This is a genomic window from Nocardia sp. NPDC058666, assembly GCF_042714895.1.
In the GTDB taxonomy this organism is placed as follows: Bacteria; Actinomycetota; Actinomycetes; order Mycobacteriales; family Mycobacteriaceae; genus Nocardia.
The window spans coordinates 186,872-213,121 of sequence record NZ_JBHXRY010000001.1; the positions used below are offsets into that span (position 1 = coordinate 186,872).

Annotated in this window: 24 protein-coding genes and 1 tRNA gene; 18 read left to right on the plus strand and 7 right to left on the minus strand. The window is 67.3% G+C overall.

The window, feature by feature from the left end:
- Nucleotides 1–405, minus strand: a complete 405-nt coding sequence (locus ACFWVD_RS00665; RefSeq protein ID WP_019049250.1) for a roadblock/LC7 domain-containing protein — start codon at nucleotides 403–405, stop codon at nucleotides 1–3.
- On the minus strand, nucleotides 402–3,197 hold the full coding sequence (locus tag ACFWVD_RS00670; RefSeq protein WP_379239797.1) for an ATP-binding protein: 2,796 nt from the start codon (nucleotides 3,195–3,197) through the stop codon (nucleotides 402–404). Before ACFWVD_RS00670 ends, ACFWVD_RS00665 begins: the two co-directional genes overlap by 4 nt.
- A gap of 323 nt (nucleotides 3,198–3,520) precedes the next feature.
- Here ACFWVD_RS00670 and ACFWVD_RS00675 point away from each other — a divergent pair, with 323 nt between their 5' ends.
- The 9 genes from ACFWVD_RS00675 to ACFWVD_RS00715 all read left to right on the plus strand — a co-directional run bounded on the left by ACFWVD_RS00675 (nucleotide 3,521) and on the right by ACFWVD_RS00715 (nucleotide 11,678).
- Nucleotides 3,521–4,207 (plus strand): response regulator transcription factor, encoded by a 687-nt coding sequence (locus ACFWVD_RS00675; protein WP_379239798.1) that lies wholly within the window; start codon nucleotides 3,521–3,523, stop codon nucleotides 4,205–4,207.
- A 9-nt stretch (nucleotides 4,208–4,216) separates the two neighbouring features.
- Entirely contained in the window at nucleotides 4,217–5,668 is a 1,452-nt protein-coding gene (locus tag ACFWVD_RS00680; protein ID WP_379239799.1) for an ATP-binding protein, read from the plus strand.
- 98 nt (nucleotides 5,669–5,766) lie between these two features.
- The gene (locus tag ACFWVD_RS00685; RefSeq protein ID WP_379239801.1) at nucleotides 5,767–7,236 is read left to right on the plus strand and encodes a trypsin-like peptidase domain-containing protein; all 1,470 of its coding nucleotides are present in this window, start codon (nucleotides 5,767–5,769) and stop codon (nucleotides 7,234–7,236) included.
- Nucleotides 7,236–7,778 (plus strand): molybdenum cofactor biosynthesis protein B, encoded by a 543-nt coding sequence (locus tag ACFWVD_RS00690; RefSeq protein ID WP_379239802.1) that lies wholly within the window; start codon nucleotides 7,236–7,238, stop codon nucleotides 7,776–7,778. The genes ACFWVD_RS00685 and ACFWVD_RS00690 overlap by 1 nt, the downstream gene beginning before the upstream one ends.
- Nucleotides 7,775–7,996 (plus strand): hypothetical protein, encoded by a 222-nt coding sequence (locus ACFWVD_RS00695; protein ID WP_379239803.1) that lies wholly within the window; start codon nucleotides 7,775–7,777, stop codon nucleotides 7,994–7,996. The genes ACFWVD_RS00690 and ACFWVD_RS00695 overlap by 4 nt, the downstream gene beginning before the upstream one ends.
- 526 nt (nucleotides 7,997–8,522) lie before the next feature.
- Nucleotides 8,523–9,203 carry an MspA family porin gene (locus ACFWVD_RS00700; RefSeq protein ID WP_379239804.1) on the plus strand — a complete coding sequence of 227 codons (681 nt, stop codon included), beginning with the start codon at nucleotides 8,523–8,525 and terminating at the stop codon, nucleotides 9,201–9,203.
- 66 nt (nucleotides 9,204–9,269) lie between these two features.
- On the plus strand, nucleotides 9,270–9,929 hold the full coding sequence (locus ACFWVD_RS00705; RefSeq protein ID WP_379239806.1) for an MspA family porin: 660 nt from the start codon (nucleotides 9,270–9,272) through the stop codon (nucleotides 9,927–9,929).
- 345 nt (nucleotides 9,930–10,274) lie between these two features.
- Nucleotides 10,275–10,940 (plus strand): MspA family porin, encoded by a 666-nt coding sequence (locus ACFWVD_RS00710; RefSeq protein WP_379239807.1) that lies wholly within the window; start codon nucleotides 10,275–10,277, stop codon nucleotides 10,938–10,940.
- 63 nt (nucleotides 10,941–11,003) lie between these two features.
- Nucleotides 11,004–11,678, plus strand: coding sequence for an MspA family porin (locus ACFWVD_RS00715; RefSeq protein ID WP_379239808.1), 675 nt, complete (start codon nucleotides 11,004–11,006; stop codon nucleotides 11,676–11,678).
- Between the two features lie 113 nt (nucleotides 11,679–11,791).
- Here the strand turns inward: ACFWVD_RS00715 and ACFWVD_RS00720 are convergent, their stop codons facing one another.
- The 3 genes from ACFWVD_RS00720 to ACFWVD_RS00730 all read right to left on the minus strand — a co-directional run bounded on the left by ACFWVD_RS00720 (nucleotide 11,792) and on the right by ACFWVD_RS00730 (nucleotide 13,565).
- Complete coding sequence (locus tag ACFWVD_RS00720; protein ID WP_379239809.1) at nucleotides 11,792–12,460, minus strand: SAF domain-containing protein; 669 nt, start codon at nucleotides 12,458–12,460, stop codon at nucleotides 11,792–11,794.
- 89 nt (nucleotides 12,461–12,549) lie between these two features.
- Nucleotides 12,550–12,876 carry an FmdB family zinc ribbon protein gene (locus ACFWVD_RS00725; RefSeq protein ID WP_379239810.1) on the minus strand — a complete coding sequence of 109 codons (327 nt, stop codon included), beginning with the start codon at nucleotides 12,874–12,876 and terminating at the stop codon, nucleotides 12,550–12,552.
- 71 nt (nucleotides 12,877–12,947) lie between these two features.
- On the minus strand, nucleotides 12,948–13,565 hold the full coding sequence (locus ACFWVD_RS00730) for a 5-formyltetrahydrofolate cyclo-ligase (RefSeq protein ID WP_379239811.1): 618 nt from the start codon (nucleotides 13,563–13,565) through the stop codon (nucleotides 12,948–12,950).
- Nucleotides 13,566–13,703: 138 nt separating this feature from the next.
- On the opposite strand from ACFWVD_RS00730, the gene ACFWVD_RS00735 reads away from it, so the two are divergent.
- From ACFWVD_RS00735 to ACFWVD_RS00760, 6 genes are all read left to right on the plus strand, one after another.
- Nucleotides 13,704–14,630: a UTP--glucose-1-phosphate uridylyltransferase gene (locus ACFWVD_RS00735; protein ID WP_379239812.1), complete on the plus strand. Its 927-nt coding sequence runs from the start codon at nucleotides 13,704–13,706 to the stop codon at nucleotides 14,628–14,630.
- 39 nt (nucleotides 14,631–14,669) lie between these two features.
- The gene (gene glp, locus ACFWVD_RS00740) at nucleotides 14,670–15,929 is read left to right on the plus strand and encodes a gephyrin-like molybdotransferase Glp (protein WP_379239813.1); all 1,260 of its coding nucleotides are present in this window, start codon (nucleotides 14,670–14,672) and stop codon (nucleotides 15,927–15,929) included.
- A gap of 12 nt (nucleotides 15,930–15,941) precedes the next feature.
- Nucleotides 15,942–16,592, plus strand: a complete 651-nt coding sequence (locus tag ACFWVD_RS00745) for a GNAT family N-acetyltransferase (protein WP_379239814.1) — start codon at nucleotides 15,942–15,944, stop codon at nucleotides 16,590–16,592.
- A gap of 136 nt (nucleotides 16,593–16,728) precedes the next feature.
- The gene (gene glpR / locus ACFWVD_RS00750; protein WP_379239815.1) at nucleotides 16,729–17,727 is read left to right on the plus strand and encodes a gephyrin-like molybdotransferase receptor GlpR; all 999 of its coding nucleotides are present in this window, start codon (nucleotides 16,729–16,731) and stop codon (nucleotides 17,725–17,727) included.
- Nucleotides 17,728–17,824: 97 nt separating this feature from the next.
- Nucleotides 17,825–17,897 (plus strand) — tRNA-Ala (locus ACFWVD_RS00755).
- 562 nt (nucleotides 17,898–18,459) lie between these two features.
- Nucleotides 18,460–20,049 (plus strand): glycosyltransferase family 39 protein, encoded by a 1,590-nt coding sequence (locus ACFWVD_RS00760; RefSeq protein WP_379239816.1) that lies wholly within the window; start codon nucleotides 18,460–18,462, stop codon nucleotides 20,047–20,049.
- Between the two features lie 60 nt (nucleotides 20,050–20,109).
- Here ACFWVD_RS00760 and ACFWVD_RS00765 read toward each other — a convergent pair whose 3' ends face one another.
- A complete protein-coding gene (locus ACFWVD_RS00765) occupies nucleotides 20,110–21,585 on the minus strand; it encodes an MDR family MFS transporter (protein ID WP_379239817.1) in 1,476 nt (491 codons plus the stop codon).
- 326 nt (nucleotides 21,586–21,911) lie between these two features.
- On the opposite strand from ACFWVD_RS00765, the gene ACFWVD_RS00770 reads away from it, so the two are divergent.
- A complete protein-coding gene (locus ACFWVD_RS00770; protein ID WP_379239818.1) occupies nucleotides 21,912–22,841 on the plus strand; it encodes an alpha/beta hydrolase in 930 nt (309 codons plus the stop codon).
- Nucleotides 22,842–22,848: 7 nt separating this feature from the next.
- On the opposite strand, the gene ACFWVD_RS00775 is transcribed toward ACFWVD_RS00770, so the two are convergent.
- The gene (locus tag ACFWVD_RS00775; protein ID WP_379240925.1) at nucleotides 22,849–25,023 is read right to left on the minus strand and encodes a hypothetical protein; all 2,175 of its coding nucleotides are present in this window, start codon (nucleotides 25,021–25,023) and stop codon (nucleotides 22,849–22,851) included.
- Nucleotides 25,024–25,212: 189 nt separating this feature from the next.
- Between ACFWVD_RS00775 and ACFWVD_RS00780 the strand changes: the two genes are divergently transcribed.
- A complete protein-coding gene (locus ACFWVD_RS00780; RefSeq protein ID WP_379239819.1) occupies nucleotides 25,213–25,656 on the plus strand; it encodes a GyrI-like domain-containing protein in 444 nt (147 codons plus the stop codon).
- Nucleotides 25,653–26,093, plus strand: coding sequence for an AraC family transcriptional regulator (locus ACFWVD_RS00785; protein WP_379239820.1), 441 nt, complete (start codon nucleotides 25,653–25,655; stop codon nucleotides 26,091–26,093). Before ACFWVD_RS00780 ends, ACFWVD_RS00785 begins: the two co-directional genes overlap by 4 nt.
- Nucleotides 26,094–26,250: the final 157 nt, after the last annotated feature.

A 26,250-nucleotide genomic window follows, 5' to 3' on the forward strand; every position in this document is an offset into this window, starting at 1 on the left:
TCAGCCGGCGGAGCGGGCGGTGGCGGTGACCGCCGAGCCCACTCGGTCAACGAGCAACGCCATCTCGTAGCCGATGCGGCCGATGTCGTGACTCTTGTTCGCCAGAACTGCCAGATGCGAACCGTTTCCGACGCTCATCACCAGCAGATAGCCGCGCTGCATCTCCACGATCGACTGCATCACCTTGCCGCCGTCGAACAGATGCGCGGCCCCCATCGACAGGCTCGCCAGACCCGCGGTGACCGCGGCCAGCTGCTCGGCGCGATCCGACGGCAGATGCGGGCTGGTGGCCTGCAACAGTCCGTCGGCGGACACGAGCACCGCGTGCGAGACGCCGGGAACATCGCGGGTGAAGCGGGCGACCAACCAGTTCAGATTCTCGTCTGTGGGGTGCGCGTTGCTCATTCGAGGCCTCCGTCGTTGTACTGGATCTCGGCACGACCGCTGCGGACGCCGCTGAGATGTCTGGTCAAGTTGTTGCGGATCTCCTCGGGATCGCGATCGCCCGCCTCCTCGGCCGGATGCAGACCACCCGGAACGAGTTGGGCGCCCGGTTTGCGTATCGGCAAGCCGCCGACAGTGCGTGAGGACGTGGGCGGGTGGTCGGCCTCCGCGGCGGCGGTCCAGCCCGCGTCGCCGGGGGAGCTCCAAGTGGCGCCGTTGCTGTGGGATTCGGCAGCGGCGGTGGTCGGTTCGACCAGCCATTCCGAGACCATCCGCTGGTAGATCGGGGTCGGTGCGGGACCGGCGACCGGCTGCAACCGGAGGCTGGTGGTCGGCGAGGGGTCGACCTCGGCGACGCGCGGAGTCGGTTCGCGCGGTTCGGGTTCGGGCCGTTTGGGTTCGGCGGTCGGCGAGGGTTCCGAGGGTGCGGCGAGGTCGGCCAGAGCCGAGGCGGGGATGCGTCGGGGCAGGTCGAACGGGCGCGAGTCGGCGGGCGTGCTCGGTGCCGGGAGATCGTCGGTGTCGTGTTCGTGTTCGGCCCACATGCCGACCGGCTTCTCGTCTTCGACCGGCACCGGTTCCGGCGGCGGCGCGGGCACCGCGGCCGGAACACGTTGCGGCAGGCCGACACTGGTCAGCGGGGTCCTCGGGTAGTCCGAGCTCGCCCCGTTGGACGGTGCCGGAACAGGCGCGAACAGCGGCGAGTTCGGCAGATTCAGGCTGGTCGCCGGGCTCGCCGGAGCCGGCACCAGCAGGTGCGGACCGGTGGCCACGATCGGGTTCGGGCCGGTGATATCGGCCGGGGTCAGCGCGTACGGGCCGATGCCGGTGGGCGCGTTCGGGATCGGGCCCGAGGACACCAGCGGATTCGGTCCGGTGGCCGGTGCCGACGACACCGGCGGCGCGGGCGCGACCAGGGCGCTGGGCAGGTGCACGCTGGCGGTGATGCCGGGCTGCGGTGTCGCACCGTTGGTGCGCCGCAGACTGACCGTGATGGTGTGCCGCTTGGCGAGTCGGCCGACCACGAAAAGACCCATCCGGCGGGCAGTTTCGACGGTGACCTCGCCACCCGACGCCAGTCGTTCGTTGGTCGTTTTCAGTTCGTCGGCCGACATGCCCAGGCCCCGGTCGGTGATCTCGATCAGGTACCCGCTGTCCACCGCCCGGCCGACGATGACCGCGACCGAGGTGCTGGGCGGGGAGTAGCGCAGCGCGTTGTCGATGAGCTCGGCGAGCAGGTGCTCGATGTCGACCGCGGACTCACCGGCCACGACACCGTCGGGCACATTGCCGATCTCGACGCGCTGGTAGTCCTCCACCTGCGAGACCGCGCTCCATAGCATGTCCGACAGCGGCACCGGCGGCAGGTGGCCGCGGCGCAGCACCGTGCCCGCCAGCACCAGCAGGTTGTCGCCGTTGCGGCGCATGCGGGTGGCGAGGTGGTCGAGACGGAACAGGGTCTGCAGCCGCGACGGGTTGTCCTCGTCGTGCTCGAGTTCCTCGATCAGCGACAGCTGCTGCTCGACCAGCGACTGGCTGCGGCGCGACAGCGTCTCGAACATGTTGCCGATCTGCAGGCGAAGGCGCGCCTGGTCACCGGCCAGATTCAGGGCCTGCTCGTGGATCTCGTCGACCGCGCGAGCCAGCTGACCGATCTCGTCGGTGGAATGGATACCCACCGGGGTGATCTCCGGTGTGGCACCGCCGCTGCGGACCACGGCCAGCTCGTCGGGCAGCTTCACGTGCGCGACCTCGAGCGCGTCGCGACGCAGCCTGCGCACCGGCACCACCAGCGTGCGGGCCACGGCCAGCGCCAGCGCCAGGCCCGCCAGCAGCATGCCGAGAACCAGGGTGGTCTCGCGCAGGGCCGCGGTCTGGGCGGTGGCGGTGTTGGAGTCCAGGGTGTGGTCGATGTTGTCCAGCAGCGCGGAGATGGTCGAGGAGTAGGTGTCGGCGCTGACCTGCAGGGTGTTGAGCACCGCGGCATTGGTGGTCGGGTCGCCGTTGTTCTGGCTGAACACGCTGATGCGGGTCTGCACCGCGTCCAGCAGCGCGGCCATGCTGCCCGAGTGCTCGGGCAGGATCATGCCGTAGGTCTTGATCATGTTCGCTTCGGAACCGAGCTCGACCAGCATGCGCGAGCGCGCGCTCTGACTGCGACCCGATTCGGGCGAGACCACCAGCGTGCGTTCGCGGGTGAGCACGCGGCGGGCCTGGTGCAGCGAGGTCAGCTGCAGGAAGTAGCGCTGCACGGTGAAGTCCTCGACCTGCGGGGTCTTGGACAGTGCGTTGCCGATGCGCTCGCCGATCTCGTCGGTCTGCTCGCCGACCATGGCGGGCGATCCGCCGCGCACGGTGTTGCGCAGGGTGGCGCCGGTAACGGTGGCGGCGGTGAGTTCACTGGCCACCGCCGGGTCGATGCGGGCGGTGCGCAGCGCGCTTTGCACCTCGGCCAGCGCCTGGTCGTAGGTGGTGAGCGCGGCGTCGGTCTGCGGGTCGGCGATGGCACCCCAGTTGGCGGTCGCGGCGACGGCCAGTTGCTCGGTCGCGGTGGCGAATTTGATGACGGGACGGATGACGGTGGCCTGTTCGGTGGCTGCGCTGAGCTGCGTCATCGTCTGCAGTTCGTTGTTGATCCGCAGCACGGCGAAGGCGGTCGCGAGCATCACCGGCAGCACCAGCACCACACCGACCTTGCGCGTGACCGACCAGTTGGACAGGCTGAATTGCCAGGAGCGCGATGCAGGTTCCATCCGCGTGCGTTGCCTCTGCTTCCACGTGTGACCCCGGCCCGCGCGGGGAGGTCGCGGAGCGATGCGAGCGCAGAACCAACTGGAGGTCTTCTTTTACCGCAGGAAAGATACCGTGCTGGGTGGGCAACGGCAATCCGGGCGGCTCCTTGGATAATTCTCCGAATAGCCCGTGACACAACGACGATTCGCGCGATTTTGTCAAGACCTACAACGGATCTCCCGAAGTGCTGTGCGTTGACACCTGGGCGGCGTGCGCGCAACACCTCGACGCGCCCGGCGGTCCTCTCAGTGCGTTCTCAGTCGTTCACGGCAAACTACAGCGCATGCGCATTCTGGTAGTCGACGACGATCGCGCGGTGCGGGAATCACTGCGCCGGTCACTGAGCTTCAACGGCTACACCGTCGACCTGGCCGTAGACGGTCTGGACGCACTGGAGAAAGTGACCGCGGCCAGGCCCGATGCCCTGGTCCTGGACGTGATGATGCCGCGCCTGGACGGCCTTGAAGTGTGCCGCAGGCTGCGCAGCACCGGCGACGATCTGCCGATTCTCGTTTTGACCGCACGCGATTCGGTGTCCGAACGTGTGGCCGGACTGGACGCGGGCGCCGACGACTATTTGCCCAAACCTTTCGCGTTGGAGGAATTGCTGGCGCGTTTACGGGCGCTGCTGCGTCGGCGAACACCCGATCCCGGTGAGGATTCCGAGGCGATGGTGTTCGCCGATCTGTCGCTGGATCCGGTCACCCGCGAGGTTTCGCGCGGCGAACGCGCGATCAGCCTCACCCGCACCGAGTTCTCATTGCTCGAGATGTTGATGGCCAATCCGCGTCGCGTGCTGACTCGCGGACGAATCCTGGAAGAGGTCTGGGGCTACGACTTTCCGACATCGGGCAACGCGCTCGAGGTCTACATCGGCTATTTGCGACGCAAGACCGAGGCCGACGGCGAGCTGCGGCTGATCCATACCGTGCGTGGCGTGGGCTACGTGCTGCGCGAGACCCCTCCGTAGGCCCGCGGCATGGCTGGGAAGGAACCCGTGGTCGCCGTTCTGGGCAGGCCGTTGGACGCGAGCGAGATGCGTCCGCCGACGCCGTTGACGCGGTCGGTGTCGTTGCGCTGGCGCGTGACATTGCTGGCGGCGTCGGTGGTGCTGATCGCGGTCGCGCTGACCTCGATCGCCGCCTACGCGATGGTGGCGCGGGCGCTGTACGCCGATGTCGACGGCCAGCTCGAGGCCCGCGCGGCCACCATGATCAACAACAACTTCGAGACCGCGGGCTTCCAGTCGATCGTGCTGGCGGGGCTGTTCTCCAACGATGTCGGCGTCGCGCTGATCTACGCCGGGCACAAGCCGTATATGCCGCCCCAGCAGACGATTCCGCCGGTCGGCGCGCAGGAACTCGCGGTCGCCGACGGCAAGATCAACTCCTCGCTGCGCACCGTGGGTGACCAGCGGGTCTTGGCCGCGCGCACCAACAGTGGCGCGACGCTGATCATCTCGCAGAAGCTGTACCGCACCCGCGAGGTGCTCGACCAGCTGGCCTGGCTGCTGTTCGTGGTCGGCGCGTGCGGTGTCGTGCTCGCGGCCGCGGCGGGCACGGCGGTGGGCCGCACGGGTCTTCGCCCGATCGCCCGGCTCACCGCGGCGACCGAGCGGATCGCGCGCACCGACGACCTGACCCCGATCCCGGTCACCGGCGACGACGAACTGGCCTCGCTCACCGAGAGTTTCAACACGATGCTGCGGGCGTTGACCGAATCACGCGACCGCCAACGACGCCTGGTCGCCGACGCGGGCCACGAACTGCGCACCCCGCTGACGTCGCTGCGCACCAACATGGAACTGCTCATCGCGTCGGGCCGACCGGGCGCACCCCAACTGCCCGACGAGGACATGGCCGAATTGCGTGCCGATGTGGTCGCGCAGATCGGTGAGCTGTCCACGCTGGTCGGTGACCTGGTCGACCTGGCCCGCGAGGACGCACCCGAAACCGTCTACGAGCGGGTGGATCTGGGCGAAGTGGCCGAGCGTGCGCTCGAGCGTGCCCGGCGCCGACGGGTGGGCATTACCTTCGAGGCCGATCTGGCGCCCTGGTTCGTCTACGGGCACGAGGCGGGCCTGGAAAGGGCCGTGCTCAACGTGCTCGACAACGCCGCCAAGTGGAGTCCGCCCGACGCGGTCGTGCGGATCAGCATGCGCCCGGTCGGACCCGGCCTGATGGAACTGGCCGTCGGCGACGCGGGCCCCGGCATCCCCAGCGGCGAACGCGAGCTGGTGTTCGAACGCTTCTACCGCACGACGTCCTCGCGATCGATGCCCGGCTCCGGGCTCGGGCTTGCCATCGTCAAACAGGTGGTGACCAAGCACGGCGGCACCATCGCGGTGGACACCTCCGACCGCGGCGGCGCGCTGGTGCGCATCGTGCTGCCGGGCGAAGCGCCCACCCTGCTCGACGAATCCGAACCCTAGCGAGCACCGCCGGAGTCTCGGCGAACTGATAGTCCGATCTCAGGCCCTTCTCAGTAGCCGAAGCGAAGCTGGTCCGCAAGCGTGAGGAGACAGACACCATGACCGACGATCCCCAGCAGCACCCCGCCGACCGTCCCGTCGACGGGCACCCGGAGACGTCTGCCGAGACAGTCGGGCAGCCAGGCGCATCCGACCGGTCGGAGGCAGCCACTGCGCAGGGGCCCGCTGGTTACGGCGGGCAGGCCCCGTTCGGCGGGCAGCAGGCGCCCTTCGGGGGTCCTGCGCCGCACGGCCACTCGTCGTTCGGTGATCAGCATCAGCAGGGTCCGGCTCCCCACGGTGGTCAGGCGTCGTATCCGCAGGGCCCTGCGCCGCACGATCCTGCGACACAGGCGTTCGGGGCCGCACCGCAGGCATTCGCTACCGCGTCGCAGGGATTCGGTGTCGCGCCTGCTCCGCAGCGAAAGCCGGTGCGGCTGGGGCTGATTGCGGGTGCGGCGGCGTTGGCGCTGGTCAGTGGTGGTATCGGTGGCGTGGTCGGGGCGATGGCCACCGACTCCGCTTCGACGCCGGTGACCAATGCGCTCGAGGTGCCCAAGCCCGAGGTCAACAATGTCGCGAACGCGCCCGCCGGATCCACGCAGGCGGTCGCGCAGCGGGTGTTGCCCAGTGTCGTGATGATCAAGGTCGCGGGTAACAGGGCTTCCGGGGAGGGTTCCGGGGTCGTGCTGTCCTCCGACGGGCTGATCCTGACCAACAACCACGTCGCCGCCGGTGCCGGTTCCGCGGCGAAGATGGAAGTGGTGTTCAGCGACGGCAGCACCGCGCCCGCCACGATGATCGGCGCGGATCCCGTTTCCGACCTGGCCGTCATCAAGGTCACCGGCAAGACCGGGCTCACGCCGATCGAACTGGGCACCTCCGACGGACTGGCCGTGGGTCAGCCGGTGATCGCGATCGGCTCGCCGCTGGGCCTGGCGGGCACGGTCACCACCGGCATCGTCTCCGCGCTCAATCGCCCGGTCTCCACCAGCGGCGAGGGCGCGCCCAGCCAGGTCAACCCGGTGATCGACGCGATCCAGACCGACGCCGCGATCAACCCGGGCAATTCCGGCGGCGCGCTGGTCGACGGGCAGGGCAAACTGATCGGCATCAACACCGCCATCGCCAGCCTGGGCGGCGAGGCCGCGGGCGGTACACAGAGCGGTTCGATCGGCCTCGGTTTCGCGATCCCGGTGGACCAGGCGCGTCGGGTAGCCGACGAACTGATCAAGACCGGCCACGCCACCTACGCCCAGATCGGCATCAAACTGCGCCCGCAGGACACCGCCGCGCGCGTGCTCGAAGCCACCCCCGACGGTCCCGCCGCCAAGGCGGGCATCCTGGCCGGTGCGGTGATCACGCGACTGGACGACCGTCCCATCGATTCCGGCGACGCGCTGATCGCAGCCGTCCGCTCCCACCAGCCAGGAGACAAGGTGAAGGTGACATACACCGACGAGCAGGGCGGTAACTCCAAGACCGTCGAGGTCACGTTGACCGCCGCGGCAGCGGAAGGCGGCCGATGATGCGATCGAACGCGAGTCTGTCGTGCGTAGGCGCTACGGTGATGACCATGGACATCGATGCTCCCGTGGCAGGGCGCGCACTGGTTGTTGTCGTCGACGATCGGACGGCGCATGGCGGCGTCGATTCGCTCGGCCCGCTCGTGACCGAACTGCTCAACGAGGCCGGGTTCCTCGTCGACGCGTCGGTGACGGTGCAGGCCGACGAGGTCGAGATCCGCAACGCTCTCAACACCGCGGTGATCGGCGGTGTCGACCTGGTGATCTCGGTCGGCGGCACCGGCATGTCGCCGCGCGACGTCACCCCCGAGGCCACCGCACAGGTGCTGGATCGGGAACTGCCCGGCATCACCGAGGCGTTGCGCGCGTCGGGTCGGGTGGCGGGCTCGCTGGACGCGGGTCTGTCGCGCGGTGTGGCGGGCATTTCCGGTAGCACGCTGGTAGTGAACCTGCCGGGTACCAGGACCTCGGTGCGCGACGGCATGTCCACGCTGGGTCCGTTGGCCAGCAAGGTGATCGGCGAACTGTCCGGTCTGGACGAATGACCTCACACCCCGACGACGCGGCTCCCGGTTCGCAGAGTTCGGACCGGGAAACCGCTGCGGCGCAGGAGCTTCGGCGCAAGTCGGCCGAGGCCGCCCGGCTGGCAAGGATTTTCGGCGAGGTGCTGCCCGAAACCACCGGTGACGAGCGCGGCGAGGGCTCGCGCGGTGGCGATGTAGACGAATGGTTACGGTCGCAGGTGCCGCCGCATCATGGGTGATTGTGCCGTTATCTACGTAGCAGCTACGTAATAGCGGCCCCCGCGGAAAGGTGTTTCCGCGTCTTCGGTGCAGTGCCGACAAATACTCGAGACCACGCGAAAGCGTGGTCTTTTGTCGTTCCAGGGGTCGAATCGTTACCTGTTAGGCACTTCTGTCTAGCCCCCTTGACGTGATGTACTCCAACGGTATTAATGCACGTCAAAGCATGTGGCGATGTACGAATATGTGGGTGGGTTCACAGTGAAATTTACGAACACTTCGATTGCCTGGTCCGCGAACGGGCGTTTAATGTTCGCCATTGAGCCACCCAACTATCGGTAACTCCCAGAACTCTCAGCTCTGTGTGTTGAACCACCTGGTGGAGCCCTGGCTCGGGCTCATCACACCGGCCCCGCCGTATCGTCGAAATAACAGTTAGTTACGTAACGGCAACAAAGGGGCGACACACTGAGCGGGGCCTGTGAGGGCCACTTTGTCCGGTCTCGAAAGTCGAGATCGGCTGTTAGACACCTGATGAGGGGAAGTATGAGCGAGAACCGCACCACCGGTGTGCGCCGTGGCGCACGTGCCGCGGGCGTCGGCGCTGCCGCGGCAGCCATGGCCTTCGGCCTGCTGTCGACCGGTGCCGCCAACGCCGATACCTTCGTGCCGTTGCCGGACGGCCAGAAGGTCAGCCCTGCTGGCGTGACCATCACCCGCACCCATGAGTCCGCGCTGATATCGCCGTCGATGGCCGCCAACGGCGCGGGTCGCGTCGTCTGGGTCTCGGGCACCGCCATTGCCGAAGTCACCGAAACCCCCGAGGGCGAGGTCGGCCCGTGGAATGGCCCGACCGGCCGTCCCGGCTCCAACAACTCCTCCACCCACGGCGCCTCGCAGCTGAACACCGGCTACATCGTCGGTTGCCAGGTGAGCATCGCCGATGACGCCATCGGCGCGGGTGTCTCCGGTGGTGTCAGCACCAGCGGCGTCTCCGCGGGCGGCTCCATCGGCGTCAACCTCGGCCCGGGTGAAGTGAAGTTCGTGCAGATCACCTCGAAGGACATCCTGAAGGCCGGCACGTACGCCATCGATTACCAGGACGCGGAAATCGAGATCCAGGGCTGCGCCGGCTACGCGCAGGCTCGGGCGTACACCGTGGTCGAGATCATCGGCAACAACTACTCGAAGACCACCCTGTACGGCGCGCCGTTCAGCATCGGCTGACGTCTTTCGATCCGGCACGAATCTTCTTCTCGCTACGGCGAACTCAATCCTCGAGGGACAAATCCTATGATCAACCGTAAGTTCATGGCGAAGGTGGCGGGCGTCAGCGCTGCGGCCACCGTGGCCGTCGGCCTGTTCTCGACGGGCGCGGCCAACGCCGATACCTTCGTTCCCCTGCCGGGTGGACACATCACCAAGGTGCTGTCCGACGGCACCGTCGTCGACATCGCCCTGGTCGGCGAGTCCGCTCTGATCAGCCCGTCCATGGGTGCCACCCCGGTCCACCGCAACGCGTGGGTCTCGGGTAGCGCTCAGGTGTCCGTCTCCGACGGCGGCTCCGGCCGGATCGTCCCGGGCTACACCGTGGGTTGCCAGGTCAACATCGCGGGCGGCGGCGTCTCCGGCGGCGGCGACGTGGGCTCCGACTGGGAAGGCAACGTCGACGCGGGCGTCAACTCCGGCGGCGAGCTGTCGCTCGGCCCCGGCCAGGCAGCCACGTTCAAGATCCTCGACCGCGAAATCGCGGACGACTTCGGCAGCGAGGCACACAGCAGCTCGAACCGTTTCAAGAACGGCTCCGGCTCGGTGACCTGGTCCGACACCACCATCGGCCTGACCGGCTGCGCCGGCTACGCGCAGGCGCGTGCCTTCGTGTCCGTCGAGGTCGAGACCGACAACGTCATCTCCTGGGTGACCCTGTGGGGCGCTCCGTTCAGCCTCGGCTGATCTGTTCGCATCCCCAACTAGACGGGTCGGTCGCTTCACGCGACCGGCCCGTTTTGTTGTGTCTTCAACGATGTAGCGCTGGACATTACGGTCCCGTCTCACTATGTTGAACCCGAATCGACTGCTCACGCAGCCGGAGTCACCATTGCGTTTCCGTTCGCCGATCGGCTGAGCTCGCGCCGGTCCGGTGACGACAAGATCCTCGATCCACCTCCCGGCAGGGCGTCTACGTCCTGTTGCCAGCGGTGCCATGTCCCTTGCGACACACCCCAGCTGGGTCCGGGCGCAACACAGATATCGACCTCGATGGTCGAGGTCGGATTTGCGTATACCTCGAGGGGAACAATGAGCTTGAACCGCACCAACCGCGTGCGTCGCGGCGCCTACAGCGCCGGCGCAGTGGCCGTGACGATCGGCCTGCTGTCGGCCGGTGCTGCCAACGCGGACACCTTCGTACCGCTGCCGGACGGCCAGAAGATGGGCCCCGGAGTCACTGTGAGCCGCACCGGCGAGCACGCCATCATCTCCCCGTCGCTGGCCGCCAACGGCGCCGGCCGTGTCGTGTGGGTGTCGGGCAATGCCCGTGCCGACGTGACGGCTACGCCGAAGGGCGAGGTCGGGCCGAACAATGGGGCGTCGAACCGTCCCGGCTCCAACAATTCGTCGACGCACGGTGCGTCGCAGCTGAATACGGGTTACCTCGTCGGATGCCAGGTGAGCATTGGCGATGACGCTGTCAGCGCTGGGCTGTCGGGTGGGGTGTCGACGGGTGGTGTGAGCGCGGGCGGATCGATCGGTCTGAACCTCGGACCGGGTCAGGTCGCCTTCGTGCAGATCGACGCCAAAGACATTCTGAAGCCGGGCGTCTACTCGGTCGAGTACCAGGATGCCGAGATCCAGATCCAGGGGTGCGCGGGCTACGCACAGGCGCGCTCGTACACGGTGGTCGAGATCATCGGTGACCACTACTCCAAGACCACGCTGTACGGTGCACCGTTCAGCATCGGCTGATCGTGCGTCCGGAATCGAAACTCTTTCTCTTTCACACGAATTAACCCTCGAGGGGTCACTGTGATGATCAACCGTAAGAGCATGGCGCGCGCAGCCGGTTTCACGGCAGCGGCGACCGTGGCGTTGGGTTTGCTTTCCACGGGTGCGGCAAACGCCGACACCTTCGTTCCGCTGCCGGGCGGCCACATCAGCAAGACGCTGTCCGACGGCTCCGTGGTCGATATCAGCCTGGTCGGTGAGTCGGCCAACATCAATCCGTCGATGGGTGCCACTCCCGCTCACCGCAATGCGTGGGTTTCGGGCAGCGCACAAGTGTCGGTCTCGGGCGGTGGGAGCGGAAAGATCTTCCCGGGCTACACCGTGGGCTGCCAGGTCAATATCGCCGGCGGCGGCGTCACCGGCAAGGCCGAGGGCTCCCAGGCACCGCCGAAGGAAGGGGTCACTCCTCCGGCAGAAGGTGGCGTCAGCACCGGCGGTGAACTGTCGTTGGGCCCCGGCCAGTCGAAGTCCTTCTACGTCCTCGACCTGGAAATGGCCGACGACTTCGGCAACGAAACCCACAAGACCCGTAACGCTTTCAAGGGCGGTTCGGGCTCGGTGACCTGGGCCGACGAAACCATCGGCCTGTCCGGCTGCGGCGGCTACGCCCAGGCCCGCGCCTTCGTCAGCGTCGAGGTCGAAACCGACAACGTCATGAGCTGGGTGACCCTGTGGGGCGCCCCGTTCAGTCTCGGCTGACCCGATAGCACTACAGGACAACACGATCGGGGTTCGCTCTCGGAGCGGGCCCCGATTTGTCACGGCGCACAACCCGCCGATAACCCAGCGCGACAGTCGTTTCAACGAGTTCATCAATGGAACACCACCGTCAACGCGGTACGCAGCGACGCACCGGCCACGGCGGTCGCGTACTCGGTATCCAACGCGAGCAACACCACCCGCTCGGCCCCACGCCGATCACCCGTCGCGGTGACGAGCACGACCGCCGCATCGGTGGCCAACGTCCGCGCCGGCTTCGTCGCCCCCGGCCCGCCCGCGTCCTCGACCCCGACCACATCCACCCGATCGCCCGCCCGCAGAACATCGGCCACCGCCGCGTCAGCCAGTCGAATCGGCACGATCCGCGCATCGGCACTGCCCGCGGCAGCCGCGGCCAGACGTGGCCCGACGATACGCAGATCGGTGAAAGTCTCCCCGGCGTGCATGGCCCCGGTCAGCGTCGCCCCGAGCAGGGGAGCGGTCTCGCGCATGGATCCTGTTGGCAGCGAACGAGATTCGTGTTGATCCACCCGTAGGTCGTCGGCGGTGAGCAGCCGCCCCGGCGCGAGATCGCGAGCCGCGACGACCACCGCGACCCTGGCACCGCCGGGATCACCACGCACGAACAACACCACCGCGGCAACGGCCAGCACGGCGGCGGCGATGCGTCGCGCGAGCAGCGCATCGGCCCAGGCCGGACGATTACCGAGGACGAAGCGCCAGGAACTGCCACGTCCCAGATCGGCAAGACTGCGAGTCATGCCGAAAGCGTAGAACTGTCGGCGCGCGGAAAAGCCGCGAAAAACCCCGCCTGTGGATAACTACAGGCCTGTGGATAACTGTGAAAAAGTCAGCTGGCGGCGGCCGGAGCAGAGCTGCTCGGCGTGCTCGACGACGAATTCCCGCTTCCGGCAGATCCGTTGGAACCACTGGAACCGTTGGTGCTGCTGCTGCCGCCATCGGTCGAAGTCTTCGCCGGTTCACTCGCGGTGGACGCGCCACCACGGCTGTCGGTGCGGTAGAAGCCGCTGCCCTTGAACACGATGCCGACCGAGTTGAACAGCTTGCGCAGCTTCCCGGAGCACTGCGGGCATTCCGTCAGGGTGTCGTCGGAGAAGGACTGAACGATGTCGAAGCGGTTGTCACACTCGGTGCACGCGTACGAATAAGTTGGCACAGGATCCTCCGCAAGTCTCTCGTCGATCTAGCACTCTACCGCCGACACTGCCAACGTCGCGAATCGCCGTTTCATTCCGGCGAAACGGGCAGGTCGCGTCCCAGCTGTTCCAGGCCGCCACTGGGCGTGAGCACCCAACCCATTCGCCGATCGTGCGGTTCTTCGGGAAGCCGGTCGACCAGTTCATTATCGCGCACAACCGCGATCAGTCGAACGTCCGCACGTGCGGCGCCCAGGGTCCGGTCGTAATACCCCGCGCCGCGCCCGAGCCGCACCCCGCGCCGATCCACCGCCAGCGCCGGAACCAAGATCGTCACCGCCTCGGCGACCACCGCGGGCGGTAAGGTCTCGGTCGCCGGCTCGAGCAGTCCGTACCGGGCCTTGCGCAACGAATCCGCACCCTCGTACCGCGCCCAGCTCAGCGGCCCCGGCTCGCCGGTGACCGGCAGCAACACCGTGGCGCCGCGTTCGCGCAGCGCGTCCAGCATCCGCAGATCGCCGGGTTCCCCGCGAACCGGGACATAGGCGCACACGACCTCGTCGGCAGTGGCCAGACCGCTCGCCGCGCGGGCGAGCGCGGCCGCGTCGACGGCGTGTTCAGCGGGGTCGACTTGTGCCCGAGTGGCCAGGATCTCGCCGCGCCACGCATATTTGGTGCGCTCACCGGGCATCTCCACAGCGACCACCATAGTCTGCACTAGGCACGCAGCGGTCCGACGTCGCGAACGCACGGCCGCAGCATCGGCGCGACGTCGCCTCTAAGCTCTTGCCGACGCCGGATCGTCGCGAGGCACGATCGGACGGCACCGAATGGATAGGGTATGCGCATGACAGACAAGACTTCCGGTTTCCGCACTGCGGTGGTACCCGCGGCCGGACTCGGGACGAGGTTTCTGCCTGCCACCAAAACGGTGCCCAAGGAATTGCTGCCCGTGGTCGACACCCCCGGTATCGAACTGGTCGCCGCGGAGGCCGCCGATTGCGGCGCCGACCGCCTGGTGATCGTGACCTCGCCGGGCAAGGACGGCGTCGTCGCGCACTTCGTCGAGGACCTGGTGTTGGAGAGCACGCTCGAGGAGCGCGGCAAGTTCGCGCTGCTGGAGAAGGTGCGCAAGGCGCCGGGCCTGCTCAACGTGACGTCGGTCGTGCAGGAGGAGCCGCTGGGTCTGGGCCACGCGGTCGCCCAGGCCGAAGCCGTCCTCGACGACGACGAGCTGGCCATCGCGGTGCTGCTGCCCGACGATCTGGTGCTTCCGTGCGGCGTGCTCGACACGATGAGCCGGGTGCGTCGCGAGCGCGGCGGTTCGGTGCTGTGTGCCATCGACGTGCCGAAGTCGCAGGTCAGCGCCTATGGCGTGTTCGATGTCGAGGAATGTGCCGAGGGCGCGGAAGCCGATGTGCTGCGGGTGAAGGGCATGGTCGAGAAGCCCGACCTCGCCGACGCGCCGTCGACCCTGGCCGCGGCCGGGCGCTACCTGCTGGACCGGGTCATCTTCGACGCGCTGCGCCGGATCACCCCGGGCGCGGGCGGCGAACTGCAGCTCACCGACGCGATCGCGCTGCTGATCGAGGAAGGTCACCCGGTGCACGTGGTGGTCCACCGTGGGTCGCGCCACGACTTGGGCAACCCGGGCGGTTATCTTCGAGCTGCTGTGGATTTCGCCCTCGAGCGGGAGGAATACGGCCCGCAATTGCGCGAGTGGCTGAACTTCCGGCTCAGTCCCGCGTGGGATCCGCAGTCGCCCGTCGCCTAAATGCGGTAGGTACGCCGCCGCCATAGATTCAGGAGCTCGATGCGCTCGGTTGAGGATCAGCTGATCAAGGTCACCGCCGCCGCGGTCGCACCCCGGCCGGTCCGGGTGGCGATTTCGGAAGCCCAGGGCTTGCTGTGTGCGGAGGACGTGGTCACCGAACGCCCGCTGCCCGGTTTCGACCAGGCCGCCATCGACGGGTACGCGGTGCGCAGCGTCGACGTGACCGCCGCGGGCACCGATGTGCGCGACGAGGAGGGCGAGCTGATCGACCTCACCCTGCCGGTGGTCGGCGAGGTGGTGGCCGGTTCGCGCCAGCCCATTCGCCTGCAGCCGCGGCAGACCGTGCGAGTCGATACCGGTGCGCCCATGCCGACCCTGGCCGACGCGGTGTTGCCGGTGGAGTTCACCGACGGCGGCCGGGCCAGGATCAAGGTTTTCGAGCCGGTGCGCTCCGGCGATTACGTGCGCCGGGTCGGTGACGACGTGCAGCCCGGTGACGTGGCCGTGCGCGCGGGCACCATCATCGGCGCGGCTCAGGTGGGTTTGCTGGCCGCGGTCGGTCAGGACAAGGTTTTGGTCCATCCGCGCCCGCGCCTGTCGGTGATCTCGATCGGCGGCGAACTCATCGACATCGACCGCACGCCGGGCCCCGGCCAGGTCTACGACGTGAATTCCTACGCACTGGCCGCCGCGGCACGCGACGCGGGCGCCGACGTGAACCGGGTCGGCATCGTCAGCGCCGATCCGCGTCGGCTGCGCGATGTGGTCGAAGGGCAACTGGTGCGCTCGGAGGTCGTGGTGATCGCGGGCGCGGTCGGCGGCTGGGCGTCGGATCAGATCCGGGAGGCGCTGGACGGACTCGGTGAGCTGGAAGTGGACCGGGTCGCGATGCACCCGGGTTCGGTGCAGGGTTTCGGTCGACTGGGCCGCGACGAGGTGCCCACGTTCCTGCTGCCCTCCAACCCCGTGAGCGCGCTGGTGGTGTTCGAGGTGATGGTGCGTCCGCTGATCCGGATCGCACTGGGTCGTCGGCAGCCGATGCGTCGAATTGTCACCGCCCGCACCATTACCGGCATCACCTCGATGCCCGGCCGCAAGGGCTACCTGCGCGCGCAACTGCTGCGCGACGAGGCGACCGGCGAGTACCTGGTGCAGCCGCTGGGCAACGGCAACGGCGGCTCCTCGCACCTGCTGGTGACGTTGGCCGAGGCGAACAGCCTGATCGTGGTGGAGCCCGACGACACCGACTTCCGCACCGGTGACGAAGTGCAAGTCGCGTTCCTGGCGCAGCGCGGCTGAACAATGGAGTCCATGAACGTTTTCCGGGCCGGACAGCATCCCGGCTGGCCGGCTCGTCTGGGCCCGGTCCAGGTGGCGGGTGGTCGAGTTACCTTGCGGCCGGTGCGTTTTCGCGATGCCGCCGCGTGGAGCCGGATCCGGCTGCGCGACCGCGACCACCTCGAGCCGTGGGAGCCGACCGGGCGCGGCAGCTGGGAGGCGCGCAATCACGCGTCGAACTGGCCGTCGCTGTGGACCAGTTTGAAGGCCGAAGCCCGCCGCGGGGCGATGATCCCGCTGGTCATCGAGGTCGACGGGCAGTTCAGCGGGCAGCTGACCATCGGCAATATCGTGCGCGGCGCGCTGCGTTCGGGCTGGATCGGGTACTGGGTGGCCAAGGATCTGGGCGGTCAGGGTGTGGCCACGGCCGCGCTCGCGCTGGGTCTTGACCACTGCTTCGGGCCGGTCGGCCTGCATCGCGTGGAGGCGACCGTGCGGCCGGAAAACCTTGCCAGCCAAGCGGTTCTGCGCAATGTCGGCTTCCGTGAGGAAGGTCTGATGCAGCGTTATCTCGATGTCGACGGTGCGTGGCGCGATCATATGCTGGTCGGACTCACCGTCGAAGAAGTGCTGGGCACCGTGGTTGATCGCCTCGTCAGGGAAGGTCGAGCGGCGCTGCCGTGAAAATTCTGTTACTCATGTGGCAGGTGTGTTCGGCGCGCCTGCCACATGAGCGCGCGTGCCCGAATTAACCTACGGACGTCAGTGGTGCGTCCACAGATAGCCAACACGTAGGTGGGGACGGGAGGTGATGACCGCGATGCCGAACTCGATCCTGTGGATCGGACTGGTAGTGCTGTGGGTTTTCGTCCTGTTCCCGATCATGGCGGACCGTCATCCCCGCATCCGCCGCACCACCGATGCCGCGCTCGCCACCCGCGTGCTGCACCGTGGCGGGGCCGAAGGACGGATCCGCATCGGCGCGGCGGGCGGTCACGACAGTGACCCCAACTATCGACCCCGTGTGCTGCGCAAGCGCTCCCACCGTACTGATTCGGAGGATCGGATGACATCCGAAGAACCTGTTACCGAAGACGACGACGAAAAGATCACCCCCGCAGTCGAACTCGAAGCTGCCGAGACCGTAGGCATCGAGAATCCCGCCGAGCCGGTGGATCTCGACGACGACGCGACCGAAGATGATGTGGTGGAACCGGTTTCGGCTCAGGTCGAGGACGAACCGCCTGTCGCCGCGCGCATCCCGGCCGCGCCGCCGGCACGCCTGGACGACCTGGTGGTCGACGACGCCGAATACGACGACGACGGCGAGGACTTCATTCCCTCGCGTCGCGGTCGCGGCGGCTACGACCCCGAGGCCGACGCGATCGCCCGCGCCGCCCGCTACAGCTTCCGTCAGCGCGCGGTCATGGGCTTGATCGTGGCGATGATCCTGTTCGCCACGTTCGGCCTGCTGCTCAACGCGATGTTCTGGTGGGCCTGTGGCCTGTCGGCCGCCGTCCTGGTGGGCTACCTGGCCTACCTGCGCAAGCAGGTCCACGTGGAGGAGGAGATCCGTCGCAGGCGCGCGGCCCGCCTGCACCGCGGTAAGCGTCCCGAAGCCACGGAAGCGGCCCCCGAGGCCGCCACCACCCAGCGCACCATGGACCGCGACACCGCACGCGCCCTGCGTCGCCGCTCCACCCTGCTGGACACCGACGACGAGGACCCGAGGTTCGAGTACCTCGTAATCTTCGACCCCGCCACTTCTCGCGCCCTGCGCAACCGGGTCGAAGACCTCGGCCACGCCGTCGGCGAGTAACTGGTGAAACCACGCAAATCCGCAGGTCACAGTACCGATTCGGTATCCGGGCGCAACCCCTGATACAGTGTCACAGCGCGGTTCACCAGAGCCGCACGGGGCTATAGCGCAGTTGGTAGCGCGTCTCGTTCGCATCGAGAAGGTCAGGGGTTCGATTCCCCTTAGCTCCACATCACGACGCCGCTCGACCACCCCGGTCGGGCGGCGTTCGTCGTATCGCTCCGAGGCCATGGGCCCGAGACGATCCGGGGCCTGTGCCCTGTCCTAACGGCAGGTGAATAAGCGCTTGCGCGCAAGGGGTATTTACGTTGCGACGTGATATGTGTCGGATTACAGAGTGAAATATTCATTCTTCACATATGCATGTGCGGCTGCCCATTGTTTCGGGGGCACGCGCGGTGACGAACTCGGGTTTAGTGGCGGCGTTACCGATTCCGGCAGAGTTGTTCATCACATTTCGTGCCCTTGCAATTCTTAGCGCAGGTCAAAGTGGTGATGACCACTGCGTCACGTTGATTTACAGCCATCAGCTATTGGTGTGAAGTTTATTTGCGGACCCGCTGGGTAGGCACTAACGTTTTGATAAAGATGAATTATCCGAGCAGGACCACGAGCGCTCGCGCTCGACAAGTTCGCTGCCGGGGAGGAATCGGTTCACCAGCGAACAGATGACGACGCACCTTCGGGAGGGGGTCGTCGCTCGGGTCTGTCGGAAAGCATCAGGGGCAGTTCATGACAGCGGTCGTAGAGGTTCGTACCGAGCCCGAAAGCATTCCGAATACCCACCCGACGTTCGCCTTTCGCGCAGTCGCGTTGATCGCCGCGATCGCCGGGATCATGTTCACGGCGACGGCGGCGCGTTACGACTACTTCGGCGACGAGCTCTACTTCCTTTCCGCCGGCAGGCGCCTGGACTTCACCTATGCCGACCAGGGCGTGATCGTGCCCATGTTCGCCTGGATCGCCGACCAGCTCGCGCCCGGATCGGTGACCGCGCTGCGGTTCCCGTCGGTGTTGATGTGCGTGGGCGCGATCGTGGTGGCGGCGCTGATCGCCTACGAACTGCGCGGCAACCACCGGGTGCAGATGCTGGCCGCGGCCGCGTACGCGCTGTCGGGGCTGGCAGCCAATCAAGTTGTGCTGAGCACGTTCTCGTTCGACGCCACCCTCACCGCCGTGATCACCTGGCTGTTCATCCGCTGGGTGCGCACCCGCCAGGACTGGCTGATCATCGCGGCGGGTCTGGTCGCCGCTCTGGACATGCAGGTGAAGTGGATGATCCCGATCGTGTGGGCGTGCCTGGGCCTCGCGGTCATCGTGTGCGGTCCGCGCGAAGTGCTGCGCCGCCCCGCGCTGTGGGCGGCCACCGGCATCCTCGCCTCGTCGCTGATCCCGATTCTGTACTGGCAGTCCCAGCACAACTGGCCGCAGCTGGCCATGGGCTCGGTCATCGGCGCGGAGCAGGACGCCACCGGTTACGGCCCCATCGGCTTCCTGCCGCAGTTCCCGATTCTGGCCGGCATCATGGGCACCCTGCTGCTGGCGATCGGCATGTGGGCGGCGTTCAAACAGGAATCGCTGCGCCCCTACCGATTCCTGCCGGTGGCGCTGCTGATCATGACCGCGGTCGTCATGATCACCCACGGCCGGCCCTATTACCCCGGCGGCCTGTTCCCGGCCATCTTCGCGTTCGGTGCCGTCGGCCTGTGGCAGTACGACCGCAAACGGTGGATGAACCTCGCGCTGGTGCCGATCGCCGCGGCCTCGGTGCTGACGACCGTGGTCACGCTCACCGTGATTCCGCTGTCGCCCAGCTGGCGTACCCAGTCGGAGAACGCGCTCGATCTCGGACTCAAGACGGCGTTCTTCGGAAACACCAACTGGGCGTTGATGGTCGACGCGGTCAACGACGGCTACGCCACGCTGACGCCGGCCGAGAAGGCGAACGCCGTCATCCTCGCGCAGGGCTACCCGCAGGCAGGCGCGGTCGAGCAGTTCGGCCGTCAGTACGGCCTGCCCGCCACCTTCAGCCCCAGCCGCGGCTTCGGCTTCTTCGGCCCGCCGCCGGACTCCGCGACCACGGTGGTCTACGTCGGCCTCGACACCGCCGAACCCGACCTGCGCTCCCGTTTCACCGAGGTGCAGCGCGTGGTGCACCTCGACGACCCCATGGGCACGCCCGGCATCGACCGCATGACCGCGGTCTGGGTCTGCAAGGGTCCCAAGCAGCCGTGGTCGACCGCGTGGGACACCATGACCACCCTGTACTTCGACCTGGGCCTGTGGCGAGACCCCAACACCACCACCCGCCCCACCCGCTGAGCGACAACAGAACGGCCCGGTCATCGACCGGGCCGTTCTGTTATGCGCGGAGAACTACGGTCAGTGCTTGACCAGCTCTGGTGCATCCGATTCGTCCACCGGCGCGGCGTGCGGATCGACCGCCGCGCGGTTGGGCAGCAACACGGCCATGGCGATCACGATCAGCGCCAGGCCTGCGATGATCATGAAGGACAGGCGCATGCCGTCGAGGGTGGCGACCGCGACCGGGGTGCCCTCGTCGATGAGCGAGGTGCTGCGCGCGGACATCACGGTGACCACCAGGGCGGTGCCGAACGCGGCGGCCACCTGCTGGATGGTGCCCAGCATCGAGCTGCCGTGCGAGTACAGGTGCATCGGCAGCGCGCCGAGACCCAGGGTGAACACCGGGGTGAAGGCCGCGGCCAGCGACACCATCAGCACGATGTGCAGGCCGAGCAGTTGCCAGTACGGCATGGTCATCGAGATCTGGGTGAACCCGGCCAGCGAGGCGGCGATACCGATCGAGCCGGAGATCACCAGTATGCGGCCACCGAACTTGTCGAACAGCTTGCCCACGGTGGGTCCGAGCAGACCCATCGCCAGGCCACCGGGCATCACCAGCAGGCCGGTCTGGAACGCGGACAGCCCGCGCAGATTCTGCAGGTACAGCGGCAGCAGGATCATCGAACCCATCATCGCCAGGAACGCCAGCGACATCAGCACCAGTGCCTTGGTGTAGGTGCCCTGCAACAGCACCCGCAGGTCCAGCAGCGGAGTTCCGTTGCGCTGCAACCACACCTGACGCAGTGCGAACGCCGCGATCAGCGCGATGCCGCCCGCGGTGATCAGCGCCGCGACGGTGTAGCTGTCACCGTGGAACTTGCTCAGGCCGAACACCAGTCCGCCGAAGCCAAGGCCCGCCAGTGCCACGCTGGGCAGGTCGAGCTCGCTGGGCTGCGGTTCGCCGACGTTGTCCAGCTGGCGCAGACCCAGCCAGGTCACCAGGCCGGTGATCGGCAGCATCATCACGAACAGCAGGCGCCACGCGTGCGGGCCTTCGATCTGCAGGATCAGGCCGGACACGACCGGGCCCATGGCGGGCGCGACCGAGATGGCCAGGGTGACGTTGCCCATCACGCGACCGCGGTCCCGTTCGGCCACCACGGTCATCAGGGTGGTCATCAGCAGCGGCATCATCACCGCGGTGCCACCGGCCTGGATGATCCGGCCGATCAGCAACACCGCGAAGGTCGGTGCGAGGGCGCAGATGACGGTGCCCGCGATGAACACGCCCATGGCGGTGGCATAGGCCTGGCGGGTGGTGACCCGTTGCAGGAACCAGCCGGTGGTGGGGATGATCGCGGCCATCGTCAGCATGAACGCGGTGGAGACCCACTGCGCGGCGACCTCGGTGACCTGGAAGTAGTCCATCAGCGCCGGGATGGCGTTGATCATGATGGTCTCGTTGAGGATGACCACGAAGGTCGCCAGGACCAGCACGCGGATGACGATCGGTGTCTTGCCCTTCGTCATCGGTGGGGATATATCGGCTGGCATCGGTGGTACCTCCGGGAAGCGTGGTGGATTCGGCAGGGCGTTGCGTGGCCCGATGCCGAGTCGACTGCGTCGGCGGCATCACACGAGAAAAGACGGTTTCCGTCGGTCCAACTCATCGGGCGCGGTCGAGTATTCCGGGTGGGTACGACACAAATCACCTGGTTTTCCCGGTTCGCACCGGTAGATGCAGGGTGAAAGAACCAGGTCACAGCGCTATCGAAACGAATCACACACCCGATGGTGAGCCTGGTCACTGCCCGATCCCGACTGATGACTGGTCGCGTGTTTCGGGATACATCGCCTCGTTCGAGGGGTACAACGGGAGGGTGACTGCATCGAGAACGTGGCTTGCTGTGGTGTGCGCGATCGTGGCTGTGCTCGGCGGTTCCGTCCAGGCAACGGCTGATCCGGGGGCGTATGTGGCGGGGGAGGCGCCGCTGGGCGGCCGGGCCGCGCAGATAGACGTGTACTCGCCCGCGATGGGACGGGTGATCCAGAACAAGGTCATCAAGGCCGCCGGAGCCGGTGCGCCCACGCTGTATCTGCTCACCGGGGCGGGCGGCGGGGCCGACGGGATCTCCTGGTGGGACAACACCGACGTGCGCAATTTCTTCGCCGACAAGTTCGTCAATGTCGTGATGCCGGTCGGCGGCGCGTTCACGCTGTACACCGACTGGATCTCCGATGATCCCGCGATCGGTCGGGTGCGGTGGGAAACGTATCTGACCCAGGAATTGCCGCAGGTGATCGATGGCGCGCTCGACGCCAGCGGCCGCAATGCGATCGCGGGTGTGTCGATGAGCGCGTCGTCGGCGCTGGACCTGGCGATCCAGAGCGGGTCGCGGTTTTCCGCGGTCGCCGCGCTGAGCGGTTGCCCGTGGGCGTCGGATCCGTTGGGGATCGCGATGGCCAGCGCCCAGGCGGTGCGTGGTGGCGGAAACCCGGGGAACATGTGGGGCATTCCGGGCGGCCCCGGCTGGCAGGAACACGACGTGTTCGCCAACGCGGGCCGCCTGGCGGGCAAGACCGTGTTCCTGTCCGCGGCGACCGGTTTCCCCGGCCCCGCCGACCGCGGCCTGCCAATGCCCCCGATCGAAACCCTGGCGGGGGCGTGCACGGCCGCGTTCGCCGGGCGCCTCGGCCAACTGGGCATCCCCGCCATCCACGTGCACCGGCCGACCGGCTCGCACACCTGGGGCCAGTTCGAGGCCGACCTGCACGAGGCCTGGCCGCACCTGGCCGCCGCGATCGGCTGACCCGCCGCTACGCCCGCGCCGGCACGACCGTGGGCGTAGCGCCGATCTCGTTGTCGCGCTTGCGCGTTCGATACCACCACTGCAACCCGCCGACGCCGATCAGCGCCAGCAGCGCCGCGGTGAGGCTGATGGACAGGCCCGGTGGACGCCAGGTCACCGTGAGCTGCGCGTTCTTGGTGCCGGGCGGAATGTCGACCGCGACGAAGGTCCCCGCGACGGCCCTGATCGGGATCTCGTCGTCGCCCAGCGTGGCGGTGTAACCCGGCCAGGCCAAGCGCGACAACACGATTCGACCGCCGGTGCCCGAGGACACGGTGGCGCGATTGGTCAGTCCCGCTTCGGGCATGACGGTGGCGTGCACGCCGGATTCGTGGGCGATCAGGTCGCCGGGGGAGGGCAGCGGGTTCACCCGTTCCAGCACCGAGATCTGATGTTCGTGCCCGGGGTAGCGGACGAAGCGCCACCCGGCGGGAGCCGGATCTTTGTCCGCGTGCGGATACTGACTGCGTTGCAGCACAACACGATCCAGCCGCATCAGATCGACAATCGGTGTGTCGGTGGAAGGTTCGACCGCGAAGGCCCGCCGGTACGCGTCCGGACACGTCCCGCCATCCCACGCCATGCACAGCATTCCCGCGAAAGCCGCATGTCCGACGGGCGTGTATCCGTTCACATACTGCAGCCCGAGGTTCTTGGCGTAGCTTCCCAGGGCGATGGAACCGTAAGTTCCTGCGAGGGTGCGTTCTTCGTTGCGGACCATGATCCGATCCGCCAATTGCAGTGTGCGCCCGTCGAAGTCGGGGAACGCCGCGGTCATCTCCGACCGCCGTTCGGGAAATCCGTAGGACAGCGGCGTCATCGGCGCCGCCGCCACCTGGGCGAACGCGATCGGGAACGTCGCGCAGATCGTCAACGCGGCCGCGGCGGCGGTCCCGCGCGTGCGCGCCAGCCACACCACCGCGGCACCGAGTCCGACCACCACGAACACCGCGAGCGCGTGCCGCTCGACGAGTTCGGGTGCGGCGGAGAACGATCGGAGGAACAGCAACCCGATCAACGCCCCCGCCGCCGCGTACCGCCGACGCGACCAGGCGAAGTCCCCGTAGCGACTGATCAGCACACACACCAGCACGAGCGCCGCGATCGCCACCATCGGCAACACCCGCGCGGGCCACCGCAGCGGTCCGATCGCGCCCGGCCCCGCCGTCCACATCAGCGTCGCCACCGCGAACAGCGCGATCCCACTCCACTGCGCGGCGTGACGCGCCGCGGCCTTCCAGTCGATGAACGCCAGCGCCGGAATCACGAACCACGCGATGTAGACCATCGGCAGCGGCTGCACATGCCCCCACCAGCCCGTGAACGCCGGCACCGTGCTGGGCAGGCTCGCGTTCAGCGATTCCGACCACGGCACGGTCAGGAAGGGATCGTTGTGGATGGTGGACACGTCACCGCGCCAGGTGGCCTGCGAGGACAGCAGGATCGGCAGATTCGCGATCATCGACGCCGACACGGCAAGTCCCGCCGCCGCCAGCATCCGCAACACCGACGCCCACGTGCGCTGATACAGATACTCGCCCGCGGCCACGGCGGCGATCATCAACCCGGATTCGACTGCGGGAAAGGCATATTGGATGGTCAGTGCCAGGTACAGGAACACGAACATCGGAATCGGCCCGGTGCGTCCGCGCGCGTAGAGCACCGCGCTGGCCCAAGCGTTCACCAGCCACGCGGTGCCGGTCTGCGAGGTGAACCAGCTGGCGGTGTCGAAGAACAGGAACCAGCCGCTGAACGGAAACGCCACGCCCGCCACCGCCGCCCACGGCGCCCGCGCACCGTAGGCCAGGCAGATGCGGAACACGCCGATCGCGGCGATCGCGGAGAACACGAATTTCACCGCGGTCGCGTACAGCGCGAGATTGTCGAACGAGGGCGCGAGCAGGTACACCAGCAGCTGCGCGGGGTTGTAGAGCCCGGCTTCCTCGAGGCTGTAGTTGCCCGCCATCCATTCCCACGGCACCATCGCCGGGAACCGCCCCGCGCGCAGTTCGTTGCCTAGCAGCTGCCACATCGGCACGTATTGCGCCTCGGTGTCATCGGTATAGAAATGTCGCGAATCCCCGAGCAATACCGCCAGATAGCCGACCGCCACGGCGGCAACGACAATGCCTGCCCACTGCATCACTTGTTTTCGCGGTCCGAGCTCCGCGCGTACCCACACGATCGCGGGAGCATACGGGTTCGAGGTGAATCGGGCAGTAACAATGGCTATCCCGCACACAAAGGTGGACGTTTGTCCAGCTCAGATGTGGTTAGGGTGGGGTTTGATAGCATGGCGCAACCGAGCAGGACCCTTCGAGAGAGTCATCAATTGCAGTTCGAAATCGTCGAGCGGGACCAGACCTGGGTGGCCGGTCTCCCGGTCCGCAGTCCCAAACGCGCGCTCGGTGAGCTGCGCGACCGAGACCTCGAAGCGGCCTGGTCGGCGGTCCTGCATCAGGACCTGGGCGGGCCGCTGGCCAGCGCGTACACCGACTACACCGGTGAGCTGAGCACCTACAACACCCAGATCGTGGGCTACCAGTGCGATTCGCTGGACCAGGTCACGCGCGGACACCTGGCGGTGCGCCTGCCGCGCGGCACCTACGCGCGCTTCTCCTCGGTGGGTAACTTCCCCCAGGTGATGACCGACCTGTGGACCCAGATCGCCTACGCCGAGGAGCACAACCAGATCAAGCGCACCTTCACCGGCGATTTCGAGTGCTACCCGCACGCCTACAAGATCGACCTGTACCTGGCGGTCGACGCGCGATGACCTATTCGATCGTGGTGCGTGGCGCCGCGCTGTACGGCGGCCTGGTGGTGCCCCGCGTGCACCCCAGTTTCAAGGTGAGCAACAGCGACCTGATCGAGTTCCTCAAAGGCAGGCTGCGCGAGCGCCCGGTCGGCGGCGAACCGCTGCAGACCGTGTACGTCCCCGACCCCGCGGGCAACTGGAACGCACTGGTCGCCCGCGAATTCACCGACCCCGAGCAGGTGCCGGTCGGCGATCTCATGCTGCGCGTACCCAAGGGCATCTACGCTCGGTTCGCACCCAACGGCGACTATCACGACCCGGTCGAAGATGTGTGGGCGCAGGTCGACGATGCGACGGCGTCGGCGGAGATCTCGCGCGCTTACCGCGAGGAGATCGAGGTCTGGCACGGGCCGGACGCGGTGGAGTTGTTCGTGTCGATCACTGTCGATAACTGAGAGTTAGCCGAATTCGAACCGATCGGTTTGGACTCCATCAAATCGCTCTCTATGGCACGCTCTGACCTGCGGTTATTTCAACTGGCTCAGAAGGTTATCGAGAAATTAGCCACTCATATGGTGCAATCCTTCCGAATGACGGATACTGCGTAGGAAA